Source organism: Alkaliphilus peptidifermentans DSM 18978 (assembly GCF_900101495.1).
Lineage (GTDB): Bacteria > Bacillota > Clostridia > Peptostreptococcales > Natronincolaceae > Alkaliphilus_C > Alkaliphilus_C peptidifermentans.
In genome coordinates this window covers 42,184-62,278 of record NZ_FMUS01000025.1, presented here as the reverse complement: position 1 = coordinate 62,278, position 20,095 = coordinate 42,184, and the positions used below count along the sequence as shown (strand labels likewise).

Annotated in this window: 17 protein-coding genes and 1 other annotated feature; of the genes, 7 read left to right on the top strand and 10 right to left on the bottom strand. The window is 32.7% G+C overall.

Annotated features, from left to right (window positions below; all coding sequences use genetic code 11):
- The first annotated feature begins 68 nt into the window (after positions 1-68).
- Both BLP68_RS16185 and BLP68_RS16180 read left to right on the top strand, forming a co-directional pair.
- A complete protein-coding gene (locus BLP68_RS16185; RefSeq protein WP_091545784.1) occupies positions 69-734 on the top strand; it encodes a hypothetical protein in 666 nt (221 codons plus the stop codon).
- Positions 735-848: 114 nt separating this feature from the next.
- Positions 849-1,439: a zinc dependent phospholipase C family protein gene (locus BLP68_RS16180; RefSeq protein ID WP_091545783.1), complete on the top strand. Its 591-nt coding sequence runs from the start codon at positions 849-851 to the stop codon at positions 1,437-1,439.
- Positions 1,440-1,505: 66 nt separating this feature from the next.
- Here BLP68_RS16180 and BLP68_RS16175 read toward each other — a convergent pair whose 3' ends face one another.
- Positions 1,506-2,858: an MATE family efflux transporter gene (locus tag BLP68_RS16175; protein ID WP_176759078.1), complete on the bottom strand. Its 1,353-nt coding sequence runs from the start codon at positions 2,856-2,858 to the stop codon at positions 1,506-1,508.
- A 293-nt stretch (positions 2,859-3,151) separates the two neighbouring features.
- Between BLP68_RS16175 and BLP68_RS16170 the strand changes: the two genes are divergently transcribed.
- Positions 3,152-3,346, top strand: coding sequence for a hypothetical protein (locus BLP68_RS16170; RefSeq protein ID WP_091545780.1), 195 nt, complete (start codon positions 3,152-3,154; stop codon positions 3,344-3,346).
- Between the two features lie 15 nt (positions 3,347-3,361).
- On the opposite strand, the gene BLP68_RS16165 is transcribed toward BLP68_RS16170, so the two are convergent.
- The 3 genes from BLP68_RS16165 to BLP68_RS16155 all read right to left on the bottom strand — a co-directional run bounded on the left by BLP68_RS16165 (position 3,362) and on the right by BLP68_RS16155 (position 7,741).
- On the bottom strand, positions 3,362-4,504 hold the full coding sequence (locus BLP68_RS16165; protein ID WP_091545778.1) for an ADP-ribosylglycohydrolase family protein: 1,143 nt from the start codon (positions 4,502-4,504) through the stop codon (positions 3,362-3,364).
- A gap of 76 nt (positions 4,505-4,580) precedes the next feature.
- Positions 4,581-6,278, bottom strand: a complete 1,698-nt coding sequence (argS, locus tag BLP68_RS16160; protein ID WP_091545777.1) for an arginine--tRNA ligase — start codon at positions 6,276-6,278, stop codon at positions 4,581-4,583.
- Between the two features lie 133 nt (positions 6,279-6,411).
- Positions 6,412-6,618, bottom strand: a binding site (T-box leader).
- A 154-nt stretch (positions 6,619-6,772) separates the two neighbouring features.
- Positions 6,773-7,741 (bottom strand): DUF4097 family beta strand repeat-containing protein, encoded by a 969-nt coding sequence (locus BLP68_RS16155; RefSeq protein ID WP_091545775.1) that lies wholly within the window; start codon positions 7,739-7,741, stop codon positions 6,773-6,775.
- A gap of 227 nt (positions 7,742-7,968) precedes the next feature.
- Here BLP68_RS16155 and BLP68_RS21855 point away from each other — a divergent pair, with 227 nt between their 5' ends.
- Complete coding sequence (locus tag BLP68_RS21855) at positions 7,969-8,142, top strand: hypothetical protein (protein WP_176759077.1); 174 nt, start codon at positions 7,969-7,971, stop codon at positions 8,140-8,142.
- Between the two features lie 476 nt (positions 8,143-8,618).
- Here BLP68_RS21855 and BLP68_RS16150 read toward each other — a convergent pair whose 3' ends face one another.
- The gene (locus tag BLP68_RS16150; RefSeq protein WP_091545773.1) at positions 8,619-9,959 is read right to left on the bottom strand and encodes a methyl-accepting chemotaxis protein; all 1,341 of its coding nucleotides are present in this window, start codon (positions 9,957-9,959) and stop codon (positions 8,619-8,621) included.
- A gap of 184 nt (positions 9,960-10,143) precedes the next feature.
- Here BLP68_RS16150 and BLP68_RS16145 point away from each other — a divergent pair, with 184 nt between their 5' ends.
- Genes BLP68_RS16145 through BLP68_RS16135 form a run of 3 tightly spaced genes read left to right on the top strand, consistent with a single transcriptional unit; the run spans position 10,144 to position 13,894 of the window.
- The gene (locus tag BLP68_RS16145; protein WP_091545771.1) at positions 10,144-11,673 is read left to right on the top strand and encodes a spore germination protein; all 1,530 of its coding nucleotides are present in this window, start codon (positions 10,144-10,146) and stop codon (positions 11,671-11,673) included.
- 15 nt (positions 11,674-11,688) lie between these two features.
- Entirely contained in the window at positions 11,689-12,795 is a 1,107-nt protein-coding gene (locus BLP68_RS16140; RefSeq protein ID WP_091545769.1) for a GerAB/ArcD/ProY family transporter, read from the top strand.
- Entirely contained in the window at positions 12,779-13,894 is a 1,116-nt protein-coding gene (locus BLP68_RS16135; RefSeq protein WP_091545768.1) for a Ger(x)C family spore germination protein, read from the top strand. Before BLP68_RS16140 ends, BLP68_RS16135 begins: the two co-directional genes overlap by 17 nt.
- 261 nt (positions 13,895-14,155) lie before the next feature.
- On the opposite strand, the gene BLP68_RS16130 is transcribed toward BLP68_RS16135, so the two are convergent.
- The 5 genes from BLP68_RS16130 to BLP68_RS16110 all read right to left on the bottom strand — a co-directional run bounded on the left by BLP68_RS16130 (position 14,156) and on the right by BLP68_RS16110 (position 20,095).
- Entirely contained in the window at positions 14,156-14,734 is a 579-nt protein-coding gene (locus BLP68_RS16130) for a GerMN domain-containing protein (protein WP_091545766.1), read from the bottom strand.
- Between the two features lie 55 nt (positions 14,735-14,789).
- Entirely contained in the window at positions 14,790-15,242 is a 453-nt protein-coding gene (locus BLP68_RS16125; RefSeq protein ID WP_091545764.1) for a 2-thiouracil desulfurase family protein, read from the bottom strand.
- Positions 15,243-15,261: 19 nt separating this feature from the next.
- The gene (locus tag BLP68_RS16120) at positions 15,262-17,634 is read right to left on the bottom strand and encodes an endonuclease MutS2 (protein ID WP_091545763.1); all 2,373 of its coding nucleotides are present in this window, start codon (positions 17,632-17,634) and stop codon (positions 15,262-15,264) included.
- Between the two features lie 426 nt (positions 17,635-18,060).
- Positions 18,061-19,050 (bottom strand): ABC transporter permease, encoded by a 990-nt coding sequence (locus tag BLP68_RS16115; protein ID WP_091545761.1) that lies wholly within the window; start codon positions 19,048-19,050, stop codon positions 18,061-18,063.
- A gap of 4 nt (positions 19,051-19,054) precedes the next feature.
- The gene (locus BLP68_RS16110) at positions 19,055-20,095 is read right to left on the bottom strand and encodes an ABC transporter permease (protein ID WP_091545759.1); all 1,041 of its coding nucleotides are present in this window, start codon (positions 20,093-20,095) and stop codon (positions 19,055-19,057) included.

Here is a 20,095-nt window from a genome sequence, read left to right as displayed (position 1 = left end):
AAACAATATATGTTATAATAGGGATCATGTTTTAGGCATTTTAAAAACATATTACGAGGGGTAATAAAATGAAGAAATTTCTTATTTTTTTTAGTCTTTTTCTAATCGTAATATTTAGCATAACTGCTTTTTTTATGCTGTATTTTCCTGCTCCAGTTAATAATTTTCCAACCATAGATGGGCCTATTTATGATGAGAACTATTTTTTAAGTAAAATTCCCAGTGATAAAATTCGTTTGTTCGAGGAAAATATATTTGTCATCACTGAAAATGAACTAAATGGATATATTAATTATCAGATAAACAAAGGAAATTTAACGGCAAGCTTTGGTCAATTAGACATTAATTCTGTTGAGATTGAATTGAAGGATCAATTGATAAATATGATGCTTTATGGAAACCTTAAAATACTTCCCGTTAAGATTGAATCAAGGCTTTTACCAAAATACCAAAGGGAGCAGCAGCAAATTAGTTTAAGTATTGAAGATATTAAGCTGTCTAAAATAAAAGTATCAAATAATCTTTTCAATAGAGTGATAGGTTCTAGAGTCATGCAATATGGAGCTTTAGTGATTAGTGAAGAAGGGATATTTCTTCCAATTTCTTCACCAGATGCTATTGAAATAAGTAATGTTATTTTCCAGGAAGGACAGTTGGTTTTCTATTACAAAATTAATAGTAAGAAAATATTGGAGGATATTATAAAGCATAGTATTTTTAGACTTATAAGGTAATGGAATATTAACTTTTTGTTATATATCTATATTTTATGTAAAGTTCATTGTAATAAATAAGAATATTTCTTATAATATAGGTAGTTGTAATTTTACAGGAAAGGTTGTTGCCACTTGTTACCATTTACACATAAGATTATTTCTGAGCACTTGCATAGAAATGTCAAAGAAACTTTAGGAATTGAGTTAAATAAGACTAGTTTAATATATGGGAGCATCAAACCAGATATTTCTCCTAGTTTTTTCAAAGTAAAGCACTTTAAGCCTCAATCCTTCTCAATTGTTATAAATGAAATACTTGAGCTTTCACAAAACGATCTAGTTTCTAACAAGGCATTTATGAAGCAGTTTTCGCAGCAAATAGGCGAAGTTACTCATTTTATTGCCGACTACTTTTGCGTACCTCATAATGACAGAAAAACATATCATAAAAATTTTATAAACCATTTGACTTACGAAGGTCAGCTCCATAGGCTTTTTAAAGATTTTAACCAGAAGATCGAAGTGAAAAGCCAGCAGTTTAACGCAGAAAATTATACAGTTGAAAAGATACAGAATATAATAAATCGCCTCCATTATGATTATCAATCTAGAGGAGAAAGTCTTTCAAATGATATGAAGAGTTCAATACACTCAGTATCAGCTGTAGCATTATTCATTGTTTATAATGCAGCCAAGAATAAGTCCTTCCAAAGAGCAGCTTAAGGTATATTAAAACAACAATTTATATAGAAAGAGTTAGTGAATTTTATTCATTAACTCTTTTCATTTTCATATACTTTTTTCTTTCCACTTACCCCTATAAAACCATACAATCATAACTAATGCTTCAACTACAACTGATAAGCTAATGGCTATCCAAACTCCATTGGTACCTAAGCTATACATGTTGGTCAAAATATATGCTATTGGAATTTTCACACCCCAGTTCCCTAAAATAGAAGCCAGCATGGGTGGAAAGGTGTCTCCTGCTCCTGTAAAGGCGGAGCCAAATACAAATGGGAATATAACAAAAATAACTCCTAAATAGCATATTCGAAGATATTCCACCCCCACCTTTATTACCTCTACATCATCTACAAAAGCCCTCATTAAATACTCAGGAAAGACAAAGAAGGGAATTGAAAAAACCAGCATATTCAATAGTGCAAGACGCATTCCTTGTTTAACAATCTCGTCTGCACCTGCTGTATCCTTTTGCCCTAAATTATGTCCGACTAATACCGACATTGCTGTTCCCAGTCCCGCCAAAAAAATAAAAACAAAATTAAAAAGTCTTCCTCCGATTCCAAAGGCAGCACCTGCTGCAACTCCTTGGGCTAATACAATTCTGTACATAACTAGACCTGTTAATGGCCTTGTTATCATTTGTAAGACAGAATAGAGTCCTATTTTTAATATCCGCAGGCTGGTATTAAATTTAAACTGCATTGCATCTATAAAGGTTCTGATTCTATTACCAAAAATATTTTTGAATACCAATAGGCTCATTAATGTAAAGCCTAACACTTCTGATATTACAGTTGCTAAAGCTGCTCCACCAATTCCTCTCTTTAACACCATAATAAAAATGTAATCCAATAGTATGTTTGTTACATTCATTAGAATAAAAATCTTTACGGGATTTTTAGTATCACCAGTTGCTTGAATAATTGCCTTTGAGGTTGCGTTATAAAAGAAAAATGGTATTCCAAATAAAGCTATCCCTAAATAAACCTTAGCCTGAGCCATAACACCTTCGTTTACTTCTCCAAATATTTTCAGGACATCATTTATTGAGTAATAGAATAAAAAGGTTACCATGAATCCTACTAATATTGATAGTATCATTCCATTTATAGTTATACTCTTAATATTTTCTTCATCCTTTGCACCAGAAAATCTTGACACCAGCGCAATTACCCCAGTTGCTATAAGAAAGGGTAAAACCTGGATTACTCCGATTACAGATGTACTGGTTCCGGCTGCTGCTGCCTCTAGGCTTCCAAGTCTAGCTATAAACCACATATCAGCCATAACCATCATTGTGTGAAGAAATTGACCTACCATTACTGGCCATGCCAGGGCCCATATCCTTTTAATTTGCTTCTGATTTGTTTTTGCAAGGTAATTAGTTACTATCACAATAGCCCTTCCTTCTATAATATTTAATGAACAAAAGCATTTCATGGGTTTTAAAACAATGAAGAAATGCTTTTGTTTTCCAGAGAACTCATGCGTTCTCTAGGACGCTTCGCTGTACTCTCCTTGCAAACATAAGGGGGCCGCCCCCTTAACAACCCCGTATTAAATAGGAAATTCTAACGAACTTTCCTATTTAATGAAAAAACTTGTAGAACTGTGAAGGTATTTTCCTATAATTGTAGAATTATAATATAGTAATACACTAATAGTTACCGATAGAAAGGAGACTGCAAATGGAGGAATTTTCTACCATATCAGTAGAGGAAATCTCAAAAGAAGACATGCTTCTCATTATAAAAGCCCTTGAATACACTGGAGAACAAACTAACATCTCTTCCTTCATTGAGCTTAAGAATACCATTGTTAAACAGTTAAGTATTTTAGCAAATGCAACTGAAGAGGAATTTATAGAATTTCTTCGAAAATAATAAAGCATAAGACAGTTAATCACTGTCTTTTCTTTTTGTTAATAGATATTCTCCCGACTTACTGTTTACAAGTACTTGTATGATTTTACTATCCTCTGTTCGATCCATTATTTTACATACATTTAATATAGGATGCTTTATAGTAGATCCAGTCTTTTGATTAAAGATATCTAGCATGTTTTCATTAGTATATTGTTTTCTTTTTATTTCATAATTTCTTAACTTTACAATATACTCTCCCATATTTTCAATAAAAGCTGCATTTTTTAAGTTTTTTACCAATTCAATTGTATTACTATTGCATATTCCAAAAAAACCATAGGCTAAAGCTAGTGATTCCCTAATATCATAAGAAGGCATTATTTCTAGATTTAGAGATTTTTCATCCCTCAACCTAAAAAAACTTGTAATAGCAGCCATAAGCATATCTCTACTGTTCCAATCTTCCTTTAGGGGTGCCTCTTGCCCTGCATCTTTTATCCTATCTAAAGCAATAATGTATTCCACCTTTTCCTTCTCGTATTGCAGAGGATGGATGTTAAATTCTATATCTATCTCAAAATCTTGTCTTCTTAAATTAATTAAATATTCTTTTAGCTGCTGTATCAAATCTTCTCTTTCTATTTGAGAGTTCTCTAATAGCAAATAAAGAACTTTGACCACCAGTAAAGCTGTTAATATCACCTGTGGATGTATATTAGTAGCTATAATGTGCCTATATATTTCCTCAATTGCCACTTTAAGATTTTTATTTGCAAAAAATATTGCTGCTACACGAGAAACACCATAGCCCCGCTTATCATTTCTATAAGCAGGGCCTTTATGATAATTATTTCCTTCATTAATATAGCTTAAAAGATTTATTGGATTCCCATGTCTATAATATTGAAACAGTTCTAATTCCGCCAGCAATCTTTTATCATCCACGGTAACTTTACAGCAATCAATATCATCCAGCAACGATTTTGTTAGTATTATCAGTAATTCTGTTAGGTCGCTATACTGCCCTGGAGCCTGTTTTAAAATAATATCTTGACTCCATTCGAAAGAAAACTCCATAAAATCTTGGTAGCTACCTGTATTCTCATATAAGAAGCCTATGGCATCACCATAAGCCATTGATTTATAAGCCTGTTGTATTTGTTGTTCCTTAGTCAAAGCATTACCCCCCAAGAAGAAAAACGTTACTATCTAATGGTAATAAATTTTAACCAAAGATACAAGTAGAATTTGATTACATTTTTTCTGGAGCCTTTATTCCTAATAGATATAAGCCTGTTTTAAGAACTTGTTTTACAGCGAATACAACTGCTAGTCTAGCCTTTTTAACCTCTTCATCTTCAACTAAGATAGGATGGTCATGATAGAATCGATTAAAAGACTGGGCTATATCTATAATATGCCTTGTAATAATTGAGGGCTCATTTTTTCTTTGAGCATCTATTATAGCCTCAGGAAACTGTTGTATAAGCTTTAATACTGCTAATGTAACATCATCGGTTAAAGCAGCTCCGTTAATTTCGGCTGTAACATCAATATCTGCCTTTCTCAAAACGCTTGAAGATCTAGCATGGGTGTACTGAACATAGGGCCCTGTTTCACCTTCAAAACTGAAGGCCGTCTCCCAAGAGAAGGAAATATCTTTTATTCGATTATTACTTAAATCATTAAAAATTACTGCACCTATTCCAATATCTTTCGCAACCTCTTCTTTATTTTCTAGATTTGGATTCTTCTCACCAATTATTTCTTTAACTCTTTCAACGGCTCCTGTCATAACCTCTTCTAGAAGAACCACATTTCCTTTTCTAGTTTGTATTCTTCTTCCCTCATGACTGACTCTTCCAAAGGGTACGTGAATTATATCCTCTGCCCATGGATACCCCATTAGATCAATAACCTTAAACCATTGGGCAAAGTGTAAGTTCTGAGAATAGTCTGTAACATAAAGACACTTGTAGAAGTTGAAGGTGTTTTTTCGATATATGGCGGCTGTAATGTCTCTAGTAGCATATAAAGTACTGCCATCCTTCTTTTGAACTAAACATGGAGGCATATTATACTCTTCTAAATCTATTAAAACAGCTCCTTCGCTATCTTTTAAAAGATTTTTACTTTTTAGCTCTTCAAGTATAGCCTCCATTTTATCGTTATAGAAGCTCTCGCCTGAATAGTAATCAAATTCAACATTTAAAAGCCTATAAATCTTTTTTAATTCCTTTATGGTCTCTGAACTAAACCATTCCCATAGTGATAAAGCTTCTTCATCTCCCTTTTCCATTTTAACAAACCAATTTCTGGCTTCATTTTCTAGCTCTGGGTTTAATTCTGCTTCATCGTGGAATTTAACATAAAGATCTAATAACGTTTTGATAGGTTCCTTTTCTATTTCCTCTTTGTTACCCCAATTTTTATAAGCCACTATTACCTTTCCAAATTGTGTGCCCCAATCTCCAAGGTGATTAATGCCAACACAATTATATCCTAAAAATTCATATATTCTATACAAAGAATTCCCTATAACAGTTGAACGAAGGTGTCCAACATGAAAGGGCTTTGCAACGTTAGGTGCAGAAAAATCTATGCATATAACATTTCCAGCACCAATTTCTTGAGATCCATATTTATCTCCTCTATTAATTATTTCTCCTATAATTTCTTGTGCAAAGTACTTTCTATTTACAAAAAAGTTCAAATACCCTCCAGCAACTTCAACTTTATCAAAGGCTTCAGTTAAAGTAATCTTTTCTGCTAGGTCCTGGGCAATCATATTAGGTGCTTTTCTATAGGCCTTAGATAATTTAAAGCAGGGGAAGGCAAAGTCACCCATGTCTGCATTTTTAGGTATTTCGATTGTAAGTAATAGCTCTTCCTTTGTGAGTTCTTGAATCTCCTTCGATAAAATATCACTTAGCATTGCTTTAAAGTCCATTTTATTACCTCCTGTTTTTTATGAATTTATTGTTAGAATATTAATAACACATGCATTAACCTGCATTAAGTAATATTCACATAGTTTAGTATTTCAACTAATTAAACAATAAAAAAACCCTCATCTCTATATAATAAGAGACGAGAGTTTAATCCCGTGTTACCACTCTTGTTGGTATTGCTACCCACTCTATTCCCTTTAACGGAGGAAAACCGTTTTACCCTACTAGTTTCAGGAAAATCCTCAAAGGTGCGCTTCAATGTATAACTACGCTGAACTTCCACCAACTTCAGCTCGCTTAAGCAGCTATTACATCTACTCTCCTCATCACTGTTTTATCAAGATTCTATTGGAAAACAATATATCATATATTTTTACTTAAATCAATATTTTTTATTCAAATAGTTTTAATAAGGATGGTAGCTTCATTTAAAAAGCTAGATTAATTATGCTATAAAAATATAGTGCTTATAATACTAATTACTCTATAGTCATTATTCATTGATTTTTATCAATCGTATGCTTCCAACATCTGTTGTTATATTGATATTGGCTTTACCATCATTGCGACTTCCCCTTAGTCTTCCTTTTTCCATCCTCATATTGTCTAAAGCTATATTATTATCAATGCTCCCTACTCCTGCTTTAGCATCTATATTGAATGAAAAATCCTCATTGATTGCCATTAATATTGATCCTGTTTTACTTGAGAAATAGTAATCTCCTAACTCATTTAATCCACCTGTCATGCTGATAGAGCCAGTTGAGGTTTCGACCCTACTGCTTCCTGAGAGCATTCCTTTTTCAATAGTAATACTTCCTGTAGATGTTTTTATTTTGCCCTTTATTAAAGAATTGTAAAAATTCATCTTTCCTACATTACCAGCTATGTCAACTGATTCTACTGTTGTATTTATGAGAAAAGTATCTCCAACATTGGTTTTAATTGTAATTTCTTCAACATCCATATCATTGAGAGTAACATCCCCTACATTATTTTCTATTCTTATTAGCTTTATATCTGCAGGTAAACTTAGATCAATATCTACAGCTCTACTGCTGAATATATTATTCAAATCCTTAGAAATAACAGCTTTAATAGTAAGAATATCTCCTTTTTCCGATATTGTGACATCTATACTATCCAGACCTCTCTCGATGTCTGACTTATTGCCAAGGCGTGTGTTTACTCTTTTTGTAATTTTCATTTCCCCATTTTCTTTATTACTACCTAAAATATTGATTTTTCCAACGTTATTATCTATTCTTATTTCTGTAATACCACTTTCAATTTCCTTTTCAAAGGAATGGCTGCCATCAAAATCCTGTCCATCTACATAATTTTCTCCTATTTCAATAAATCTATCAATCTGATCTTGTAGCTGATCTACTTCTGTTGTACAGCCTGTTAGCATTACTATTACTGCCAGCAAAAAAATAAATCCTTTAACCCTATTTATCATTATTCTTCCTCCTGCTTACTTTTTTCTATACTTTATCTACGAAAAAAGCTAATTATTGTCTGGAGTGATAATTTTTAAAAAGGGGTTGTGTCAAAATAGAAAATAAATTCTAGGGCTGAGACGCCCTTTTTTTGCAAAAAAATAAAAACACAAACTCCTAAGAATCTGGCTTTTGGGTATAATATAATCACCACAACTATTATATACCTATGAGGGGTATCAATAATATGAGAGAATATCAATTGTTTTTATCTATAAATACAGAAAATTTTATTCCTAAAGAAGATTCAGTTAGATTATTAGAAGAAATTTTGGATCAGCTAGACTACAGTGATTATATAATTCAGTTAGTTACTATTCTTGCTGATGGGGCAAGATTTCCTACGAAAATCTTTTTATAGATGGACAAAAAACAATGCTAATAAATATTCTTTTGTATGGTGGCAGTCTAATGAAAAAAATGAGGCTAAACTCCAAGAAAACCTTAAGAATTCTATTTGTGAGATTAATTAACAATATCAGGTATTTTATGAAATAGACAATAAAATTTCTTTAGATACAATTGAAGAGATAATTCATCTCCTCGAATACCATAAGAATCTAATGGGAATAGAATTTTCATATTGAAAGTGAAAAAGAAAAAATCCAATACTAAAATAAATAGAAAAGCTAATTGAGTTTAATGATAGACAGAAAGCTTAGTCAAATCAAAAAGGGCGCTACCTTTTAATGATTATTAAAATCATTTTAAAGATAGCCCCTTTTTTGTAAATTATTCTTATAATCAAATATAAAGGTTACAATTGGATTTTTTATTTTTTTACTTATATATAGACTCATATTATTCCATTACATTTATATGTTAGATGTATTATACCTAAATATTAAAAGCATCTATTGTTCTTTGTAACTCTTGTGTTAAATCATTGAGTTTTTGAGTGGAACTGTTAACTTCCTCCATTGCGGCACTTTGTTCTTGAGAACTAGCACTAATTTGTTCGGTAGCAAGTGCTGACTGTTGACTAACAGTAGAGATATTTGTAATAGAATTTACTACACTTTGTTTAATGTCATTAATATTATGTAAATCGGATGATAACTGATTCACATCATCTGCAACGGAGATAATACACTCATCTAAACTATTAAAAACTTCTTCAGTATCTTCCAATGTTACCATTGAGTCAGTAAGTAATGTAGTGTTTTCCTTGGTTTTAATACTTGTTAGTTCAATTATTTCTTTAATTTCATTAATGATTGAGTGAATATCATTAGCGGACTCTGCCGATTCTTCAGCAAGCTTTTTTATTTCCTGTGCAACTACCCCAAAGCCTTTTCCAGCTTCTCCCGCACTGGCAGCTTCTATAGCAGCATTAAGTGCTAATAAATTAGTTTGGTTGGAAATATTATTTATGCTATTTAATATATCCTCAATTAATCTAGATTTATCTGAAAGTGTATAAATATTTCTAGCCATGCTGTTGGCTTCATCAGTATATTTAACAAATGATTCTTTAAATGTATGTATTGATTTCCTTCCCAACTGATTATTTTCCTTCATTAGACCAGTTGAATCGATAGTATCCTTTAACTTCAATAATATTCTATCGATTCTTTCTGCCAAACTATAAATCTCTTTCAAACCTTTGCTTGTTTCCTGGGCCTGATTATTTGTACCTGCAGCTATTTCCTCTATTGTCTTTGAAATTTCTTCACTGGACGAACTTGTCTCATCAATGGAGTTACCTATTAGATTAGCTAAATTTTTTAACTGATGAGATACGCTTTGAATAGTTACTATTACAGCTTTAATGCTTTCAACAGTCTTATCAAAATTCTTACCCAGTAAACCAATCTCATCATTTTTTTGTGATTCAATTGCTTGATTTAAATCTCCATCTGATACCTTATTCATTACAGAAATGATGTCCTTTATAGGTTTTAAAATTAGCCTGTTAGTTATTAGTAAAACTAGGGTTGTGATTACACAAATATTGATGGCAGTAGAAATATAGACACCAAAATATTGATTAACATGAATGAATCTGTTTACTAGTGCATTAATAAACCCTGATATAGATCCACTTACCAACAAAGAAAGAATAATAAATATTATAAATTTAAACCTAATACTAGTAGTAAACTTCTGTAATACAGCTTCATTTAAAATATTGCTTCCATCAGTGTTAAGTGATTTTCCTGCTTTGCTATGTAACATTTTAATCCCCCTTCTGTTATTTGGCTACAAAATAGTTGTTAAAAGACCTTAAGTAATTACCCATTATACTTAATAGTACTCATAAAAAAGATAACTTACTTTATTATATAAAAGATACAAATGAATATTTTATTTCTTTTAATTAACAATATATATATACATATATTAGATTGGAGGATAAAACTTGGGTTTTCTAGATGGGATTAGAGCTTCTAAATCACAAAGTAATAACAAGTCGAAACCACCCAATAATCATTTTGTAGCAAAAGATATTGTTTTTAACGTAGATTACCTTGAAAAGAGATTTAGTGATTGCAGCGACATTGTTTTTAGAAAAATAAAATCAAATCACAAAACTAACAAGGATACAATAGTATTGGTATTTACAGATGGATTAGTAGAGGGTATGTCCATTAACGATGGAATTATTAAGCAAATTAACCTTTATAGCCAGATTTATAACTCTAAAAAAATCAATATCGATTTGCTACAAAACCTATTACTGGTTAATGAAATAAATAGATCAAATAATTTTGATGAAATTATTGAAAATATATTATCAGGAAATACTGCTCTATTTTTAGAAGGTAGCGATGAAGCTCTTATATTGAATACAAGGGGATGGGAATCTAGAGCAGTGGAAGAATCTTCAGTGGAATCAGTGATACGGGGTTCGAAGGATGCCTTTGTTGAAAATATTAGAACAAACACTGCACTAATAAGAAGAAAGCTTAAGGACCCCAATTTAAAGGTAAAGGACTTAAAAGTAGGAAGTAGAAGCAATACCAGTATAGCTGTAGTGTACATAGGAGATATTACAAATCAACAGCTCCTCAATTATGTTGTTAATAAATTAGAAGAGATAGAAATTGATGGTATATTTGATAGCGGATATATTGAGCAATTATTGGAGGAGAATACCTATTCACTATTTCCTCAAATGCAAGTAACAGAAAGACCAGATAAAGTATGTGCCAATCTTTTGGAGGGTAGAATGGCCATTCTAGTTGATGGTTCACCAGATGCTTTAATATTACCAATTGGCTTTATTCAATTGTTTCAATCACCGGGTGATTACTATGAGAGGTTAGTTTTTGCTAACTTTGTTAGACTTATTAGATTTTTTGGTTTTATAATAGCCACCACCTTTCCTGCAATATATGTTGCAATAACAACCTTTCACCAGGAAATATTACCCACAGATTTTGTGTTGGATATTGCAAAATCAAGAGTGGAGGTTCCCTTTCCCCCCATTATAGAGGTTTTACTGATGGAGGGAACAATTGAGCTTTTAAGGGAGGCCAGTGATCGTCTTCCAATAAAAATTGGACAAACCATTGGAATAGTTGGGGCAATAGTTATAGGAGATGCAGCAGTAAGGGCAAACATAGTAAGTCCAACAATGGTTGTTGTAATTGCAATTACTGTAATTGGATCATACATCTTTCCCCATTTTAGTACATCATATACCATGAGGTTTATAAGAATACCCATGATTTTAATGGCAGCCACCTTTGGTGCCTTTGGTATTATAATTACTTGGACCTGGTTAATATACCATCTATGTAGTTTGAACTCCTTTGGCTTTGCGTATTTGTCACCCTTTGCTCCCTCTAACCTTGTAGATATGAAGGATGCTGCCATTAGAGCACCCCTCTTTGGACTAAAAACCAGACCAATACCAACTCCTAAAGGAAAGAAAAGCAGAAAATAGAATGGAGGACAGGCAATGATTAGCAAGTTTAAGGATGGAGAGATTACATCTTTTCAAAGCTATATTATGATAATTAGTATTATGGTGGGAACTGGTGTATTGGGTCTTGCTAGATCAGTTGCTGAAATTGCCAAACAAGATGCATGGATATCTGTACTTGTTAATGGGATAGGTATTAGTATTATAATAGCTTTTACTATTTTTGTAATAAGTAAATTCCCCCAATTAACATTCATTCAATACATGTCATTATTACTTACCAAGCCATTGGCATATTTAGTAGTTTTTGCATATGGTATATATGCTATTTTTACGACTTCTTTAATAATAAGATTCCTATGTGAAATGGTGGGTACATGGTTTTTACCTAGAACACCATTAACAGTAATATCCTTTATAATTGTTGCAACACTTGTATATATAACAAAGGACGGTTTAACATTTGTGGGCAGATTTAATGAAATAATTGTTCTTGCTATTATTCCATTTATTTTTTTAATTTTCCCATCCTTGTCTGAGGCTTCTTTGATAAACCTAAAGCCCATAGGAGACTCTGGAATCCATAGCATAATAAAAGGAATACCGCCTTCCTTTTATGCCTTTGGCGGATATGAGGTTATTTTAATAATATATCCCTTTATATCAAATAAAAATAAAATGAATATTAGATATTCAATGTTAGCGATTTTGTTTGTAACTGTTTTATATACCAGCATTGTAGCCAGTCAAATTGCTTTATTTGGGTATCAAGAAATTACAGAAATTCTGTACTCTTTTATAAATTATTTAGATGTAATAGATTTTCCCATCATAGAAAGGATTGAAATTTTCTTTACCTTCTTCTGGACATTTGCTGTTATAGGTACCTTGAGCATACAATTCATAGCTGGATGTATAGCCTTTCAATCTGTTTTTAAAACAAAAAAAACCAATACCTTTGTTTATCTTTTTACACCTATAATATATATACTCTCATTATTACCAGAAAACTCTGTTAAAGTAGCTGAATACAGTGAAATAGTAGGAAAGGCAAATGTTTGCTTTGGCATATTTCTACCTATTATTTTGTTTATTATGTACTTAATATGGGGAAGGAAGAAAGCTTATGATAAAACCATTTAAATTAATTGCAATAGCTGTTATAGTCATGCTACTAACCTCCTGCTGGGATGCAAAGCAGCTGGATGATTTATACCTGGTGTATGGTATTGGCATTGATACCAGTCAGGAAAAACAGCAACATTTTCTTGTTACAATTGTGGCACCTACAATAGACCCAGAGGCTCCAGAGCCAAAAGTGGAAATACACAGTGAAGGAGAATCATTAAGAAATGCGCAAGATAACATACAAAATAAAGCGGCTAGACGTATCACCTTTGCCAATACAAAAGTTTTGTTCATAGGAGAGGACGTAGCTAATAAAGGCATAGGAATACATATTGATTCGATGCTGAGGGACCCAGAGGGTAGGGGTACTATTAAACTGCTGGTGGTGGAAGGTAGAGCAGTAAATCTAATGAATGTAGAACCTCAAACTACAGCATTAGTAAGCTTATATATTTTTGACTTATTAAAACAAAGTCAAGAAACCTCAACAGTTCCAAGGGTTACCCTAAGAAGCTTTAACAATGACCTAAAAACAGACGGAATAGAACCTGTAATTCCCTTCATAAAATACGGAAATAAACCCAGTGAATTTCAGATAAATAGTGTTGGATTATTTAATAAGGATAAAATGGTGGGTATAGTCGAAGGTATAGATAGTATGCTTCTAACCCTATTAAGAAGTGAAGTACAGGATGGATTTATTACATTACCCTATCCGTTGGGAGAAGTTGAAGAAAGTTCAATATTAACTTTAAGAGTAATGAGGGGGAAGAGTAAAATAGAAACCAGCCTAATAAATAATGAATTGACGATAATTCAAGAGGTACGTTTAAATGCCCATATTTCTGAATATACTTCGTCAGCTCCAGTTTTTGATGATAAAACTATCAAAAGCATGGAGCAGGCAGCCAATAGTCAAATAAAAATAATATGTGAGGAACTTCTGAAGAAATTAAGAAACGAGTTTGGCGTTGATAGTATTGGATATGGTAAGTATGTAAAGGTTAATCATCCTGTTTTTTTTGATGCAGAAGAGTGGAATGAGCAGTTCTCTAGAGCCAATATTATTATTAAACCGAATGTTAAAATACAAATGGTTGGCTCAAGGCAATAAACTGTTAAGTTAAAGTGTTGTTGATGAAAATTCTAACATCTTATTAATACAATCAGAAATAATGGCTAAGTCTATTAATATAAATGAACTTAGATGGCGTTTTTTGCTATGCAAAAAAATACCTTTAACGCTACGCGTGATTATTAAACTTTATAATTATGAGTAGTTTTTTTGTAGTCAAATCAAAAACGGCGCTGTCTTTTAATAATTATAGAAAAAATCATTTTAAGACAGCCCCTTTTTCATTTCTCTTTATTGATTTTACTTATCTAGATGAAAATCACTAATAAACTCATAGGTTTTACTGATATTAACACCCTTCAAATTCGTAATTTTTTCTCCCTCAACAAGAATTTCTACAGAATCATTACCGGGTAATGTTGTAAGGGAATTGACAATCACAGCTATTGTAGCTTCTATATCTGTCTTTGTCCCCTCCATGTTGTCTTTAAACTCTTTAGATAGGTCTACAATAACAGTTCGTCCTACTTTTTCAGCTGACAATACCCTTGTTCCACTGGGAATAGGGTTAATTAAGTCATCAATATCTGCTTGAGCAATTAACTCTTCCATTACGAAAAACTCAAAGGTTTTATTTTCTAGTCTACGGTCATTCTCCTTTATACTAAAGCTATCGGCGAAAATAAAAGGATTACTATTATGTTTAAGATATAAAACATAATATAATTCATCTACATCATCTGATGGATCTTCTCCCGTTTCACCTACAACCGGTACCTCTGGCTGCTGATTTTCATCTGCGTTAACCTTTTTTGAGCAAGCAGATATTCCTATTACCATAAAAAGTACTACAAGCAATATTATAATTCTATTCTTCATAGTATCCCCTCCTTACATATTAGACTGCATTTCCTTACAAAATGTTCCTATTTTTTTATATATACCCAGAATCCTCTGTAAAAACAGCTATTCCTTTTTTCTTTAATAAAGCTGTAGTTACACCACACCCTTTTTTTAGTTTTCCAGAAAAGGAGCCATCGTAAATATTTTCTAATCCACAGGAAGGGCTTCTGGCTTTTAAAATGGCTGTTTGTATATTATACATTTCAGCTATTTTCAAAGTTTCCTCCGCACCTTTTATAAAGGCCTCAGTAACATCCTGTCCATCTATATTAATGACTTTACTGTTACCCTCTAAAACATCAAAGCCATCTCCCAACTGTATTTCAGCCGGAGGCCTTGGAGTTGTTAAACCACCAAGCTGTTCTGGACATATGGGAATTAATATATAATCATTCAGCTTTTCAGAAATATTCTCTTGAATGTTATTGCCTCCAGAATATTTACAATTAACTCCAAGTAAGCAAGCACTGATAAGCAGCTTCATATTTTCACCTTCCACCTATTTATTTTAATTGAATAACTGTTACTCCTGCACCGCCTTCTCCATACTGTCCGGCTCTGTAGTCTTTTATATGCCTATTTTTCTTCAACATTTGTTTAATTCCAGAGCTCAGTATTCCGGTTCCTACCCCGTGTATAATAGTAATAGGTGATAAACCAGCTATGTAACAATCGTCAATAAACTTATCCACCTCAAGCATAGCTTCCTCTAAATTTTGTCCCCGAACATCCAGTTCATTTCTAATGTTTTCAGCTTTACTCTTTACTATTTTACCTACACCTGTTTGTTTTGGATTTTTCTGCTCCTTAACCCGCTCTAGATTTGAGATATGCATGGTAACCTTAATTATCCCCACCTGTACTAATACATCACCATTATCATCTGCTGGAGTTATCACATGCCCCTGCTGATTTAACGATAATATGTTTACGGTTTCTCCTGGCTTCAGATTTTTAGGTGATTTTCTATTTGTCTTCTTTTGGAACACATCTTCAAGATTTTCTCCCATTAGATCCATTTTTTCTGTTAGCTTCTTCTTAGAGGCTTCAATTTGACGGTTAATTTCCTTCTCTTCCATTTCCACCTTAATATCCCTTAGGGATTTAATTATTTCTTCTGCCTCGGCCTTAGCTTCCTTCAATAGTTTATGGGCTTCCTTCTTTGCTTCCTTTATTACTTTATCTCGTTGTTCCTCCAGCTGTCGTCTCTTATCCTCGTATTGATCAAATAATTTTTCGGATTCTAGCTTCAGTCGTTTAGCCTCATCTCGGTCTGCCTCTGTTGCCCTTCTATTACTTTCGATATTTTGCAATAGATCTTCAAAATGTATGGCTTCTGTTGAAATAAACTCCTTTGCTGCATCAATTATTTCATCCATTAACCCTAGCTTTCTTGATATTTCGAAGGCATTTGATTTTCCTGGCACCCCAATAAGAAGCTTATAGGTTGGCCTTAAGGTTTCAACATCAAACTCAACCGAAGCATTTTCAATGTCATCATTAGTTAATGCATATTGCTTCAACTCACTATAGTGGGTGGTTGCTATAACACTGGCATTAATAACCTTAAGATGATTTAATATTGCCATAGCTAAGGCGGCTCCCTCTACTGGATCTGTCCCTGCCCCCAACTCATCAAACAAAACTAAAGAATTCTCAGTTACCTCCTGCAGTATGGTTACGATATTTGTCATATGGGAGGAGAAGGTACTTAAGCTTTGCTCAATGCTTTGTTCATCACCAATATCAGCAAATATCTGTTCAAATATAGCAACCTCTGTTCCATAGTCTGCAGGGATATGTAATCCACTTTGAGCCATTAATGTCAGTAGACCTACTGTTTTTAATGTAACGGTTTTTCCTCCAGTATTTGGTCCTGTTATAATAAGAGTTTTAAAGCCATCTCCTGACCATATATTGATGGGGACTACCTCATTATGCTTTAATAAAGGATGTCTTCCTTGCTTTATGTTAATCTTTCCAAGATTATTCAATCCAGGTTCAATACCCTTCATATCTAATGATAGCTTGCCTTTTGCAAACACAAAGTCCAGGTATTGAAGAAGCTTTTGGTTGCTTATGATTTCCTGACCTCTTTCAGCAATAATTGCTGCAATTTCCATTAGTATTCGTTCGATTTCCCTTTTTTCCTTTAGCCGTAATTCTTTTAGCTCGTTATTTAATTCTACAACCACCATTGGTTCAATAAACAAAGTTGCTCCACTGGAAGATTGATCATGAATTAGACCTGGAATATTTCCACGATGCTCTTGTTTAACGGGAACAACGTAGCGGTCTCCCCTCATGGTGATAATTGCATCCTGTAGATATTTTTGATTAGTTGATGAAGAAATAATGCTATTAAGCTTATTTCTTATGGCATCATTTTTAGAAGATATAGAACGACGGATTTGTTTAAGCTCTGAGCTTGCATTATCTGAAATCTCCGTTTCACTTAAAATTGAGTTTCCTATCTTATCTTCAATATCTTTAAAGGCATGTAGGCTATTGATAGTACCTTCTATAAGAGGAAATTTTGCTTCCTCTTTATCTTTTTTAATGAATGCTTTCATTTTTCTTGCAACACCCATTGTATCTTTTACAATTAGCAGCTGTCCTGGATCTAAATATGAGCCTATTTCTGTTCTTCTAATCATATGGGCAATATCATGTATGCCATCAATAGGTACATTACCCCGTTGAACTAGAATTGCCTGCGCTTCACTTGTTTCCTGTTGAAATCCTTTTATTTCACTAAGTATTACACTAGGCTTTAGCTGGCTTGCTAACTCCTTTCCTAAAGAAGATCTGCATTTTTCAACAAGTCTTTCCATAATCTTTTGAAATTCCAATACCCTTAAGCTTCTCTCATTCATTTTTGTCACCTCATATAATTACTACAGTTTTTGATTATTATAATTCATTATCGTTATAGAGTCCCCTAACAGTGTAGATAGGTGCTTCCTGTTATTTTTAAATTGTATCAAACTTCTTAATTAAAGTCTATCTTCCTTAAAAAAGCTAATGAATATCTTAAGAGTTAAGAGTTAAGAGTGAAGGAAAAAAATTATAAGCAAGTGGAAATTTATAGGAAATATTAGACTATAAAAAAAGAGATGATTTTTTATCATCCCTCCTATTATTTGAATTATTCTTTTATTTCATTTAATTTTCTACTCATCTAATTCTTTGTTTTTATTCTTTTCAAGCATCTTCTTCAGCACTTTAATTTTTATTGGTATTACTATAATAGCAACTACTATAAGGATCCATCCCCACGTTGGCATCACATGACCTCCCTTCTATCTTAATCTAAATTTTCTTTTCATAAGAGGAAAGAAAATTAATAAAAGCCCAAAATTCAAAGCAAATGTCATTATAAGATTTATCTTAAAGGAATCATAGCTTCTGAAAATCACATCACTTACCAGTTGGAATGTCCAGTAATTGGGAAGTGGATAATACAACCACTGCCACTTATCAGGTGTGAAGAATGAAGCAATAATTGTAAAGACGATTGGTACCATTGTCACCTTCATAATGGCTATACCACTTACTTGATTATTGGCAAGGAAGCCGAGAAAGAAGCCTACTAGAATTCCTAGCAGGGAGGAAACCAATATAACAACAATTAGCATCAACCAATCAAGATTAAAGCCCATAATAATTATAGATGTCAATAGACCCAGTATTAACGAGAATATTATTCCTATTAGCCCTCTGCCAATAACATAATCCATCATTTTAACAGGAGAAACTGAAATTGCATGTATTGCTCTCGTTTCCTTTTCATCGATTATATTAAAGCCCATTATGACACCTGCTAATAATATACTGGTTAGTATCATTATTATGGCACTATATTCTCGAATACTTGATTCTTGTATCATCATACTGTCAATTTTAATGTTAATTAGTGACTCTCCATGGGCAACTCTATCTACAACCATACCAACTAGTTGAATTAATTCTTCACTTTCATTTCCCTCCAGCAGGATACGATAGCTTGAATCAAAGGTAATACCTGGAACATCATCAGGTAACAATACTCTTTTCTCAAGGTCATTGATGGATGAAAATCTTTCAACTTTACCATATTGCTGTAGTTCAACTGCAAAATCCTCAGATACGGTATTGTCTATAGCAAAGGTTAAACCAGTTCCATCCATTACAGGCATAACCATAATTAATATAAAGGAAAGAATAATAGGAGCAATCATTATATATGTTATTAAATTATCTCTAAAGGCAGACTTCACATCTTTTCTAAATAAAAACATTATTCTTTTCACGACATCACTTCCTATTCTTTAATAATTTTCTATCAACAACCTTATAGCAGAGAATTGAAGCTATGGTGATTTGAATTAATAGAATTATGGAATATTCTAAAATTCCACTCTTCCCAGTTGTAAATAGTATTTCTCTTATTGTAAACATAACAGGATATGATGGTATAAAGCGAAAAAATGGTACCGATAGAGAGGGATACAAGTAAGCAGCTATCGGAAATGACAATACTACAAATATGATCATGGCTACATAGATAAACTCTGAAATATCCTTAAAAAACAAGCTGATTAGCAACCCAAGTATTGATATAAATAGTGCTACTAAAAAAATAATTATTGTATAGTGTAAATAATTAAAGGTGAAGCCCAAAGTAAATACTGCTAAAATCCAACCGAACAACACTGATAATAACGTATTTAGTAATATTTTCGATAGCATGTAGGTAAAGGTACCTCCAGGGCTTACCCTATAGGCTGCAATACTCCCCTCCTTCTTTTCTTGAAACATCATAACTGCCACAAAGAAGAAACCAAGCATGGCTACATCAGTTGCTAAGAAAACAGGAATTAGATATTTATTTAAGGGTATTATTTCGGTTCGATTTCTGAGGAACTCATATTCATAGTAGACAGGTCTCTCGGCTAATCCTATTTCCTTCATTACTTCATCAATTGATGCCACTAATAGATTTATGTTTTCATTATTTTCATATCCCTGCCGAATAACTGTAACCTGATGATCTTCAAATACAATTCCAAGAGAACGACCATTTCCTTCTAGTTGCTCCATTAGCTCTTCCCTAGTGGCTACAAATCTACCTTCCATTTTTTCAACTTCATCTATATCACTAAAGTACTCTACTACTTGATATCCAGTAGTATTATCTAAAATGTATTCTACTGGTGTAAGCTTTAACTCTTCTGGTATCACAAATCGAACCAGTATAACATAGAATAGAGACATTCCCAATACAACCCACAAAAAACCATTCCGCAGCATAATTTTAGCATCTAGCTTTAACATATTTAAAATTTTATTAAGCAT

Excerpts from the sequence above, each read along its gene's own strand:
- BLP68_RS16150 (WP_091545773.1), bottom strand. The coding sequence starts at position 9,959 with ATGTTACATAGCAAAGCAGGAAAATCACTTAACACTGATGGAAGCAAT.
- BLP68_RS16120 (WP_091545763.1), bottom strand. The coding sequence starts at position 17,634 with ATGAATGAGAGAAGCTTAAGGGTATTGGAATTTCAAAAGATTATGGAA.
- BLP68_RS16110 (WP_091545759.1), bottom strand. The coding sequence starts at position 20,095 with ATGCTTAATAAAATTTTAAATATGTTAAAGCTAGATGCTAAAATTATG.
- BLP68_RS21855 (WP_176759077.1), top strand. The coding sequence starts at position 7,969 with ATGAGAGAATATCAATTGTTTTTATCTATAAATACAGAAAATTTTATT.
- BLP68_RS16155 (WP_091545775.1), bottom strand. The coding sequence starts at position 7,741 with ATGATAAATAGGGTTAAAGGATTTATTTTTTTGCTGGCAGTAATAGTA.
- BLP68_RS16130 (WP_091545766.1), bottom strand. The coding sequence starts at position 14,734 with ATGAAGAATAGAATTATAATATTGCTTGTAGTACTTTTTATGGTAATA.
- BLP68_RS16140 (WP_091545769.1), top strand. The coding sequence starts at position 11,689 with ATGATTAGCAAGTTTAAGGATGGAGAGATTACATCTTTTCAAAGCTAT.
- BLP68_RS16135 (WP_091545768.1), top strand. The coding sequence starts at position 12,779 with ATGATAAAACCATTTAAATTAATTGCAATAGCTGTTATAGTCATGCTA.
- BLP68_RS16170 (WP_091545780.1), top strand. The coding sequence starts at position 3,152 with ATGGAGGAATTTTCTACCATATCAGTAGAGGAAATCTCAAAAGAAGAC.
- argS (WP_091545777.1), bottom strand. The coding sequence starts at position 6,278 with ATGGACTTTAAAGCAATGCTAAGTGATATTTTATCGAAGGAGATTCAA.
- BLP68_RS16125 (WP_091545764.1), bottom strand. The coding sequence starts at position 15,242 with ATGAAGCTGCTTATCAGTGCTTGCTTACTTGGAGTTAATTGTAAATAT.
- BLP68_RS16185 (WP_091545784.1), top strand. The coding sequence starts at position 69 with ATGAAGAAATTTCTTATTTTTTTTAGTCTTTTTCTAATCGTAATATTT.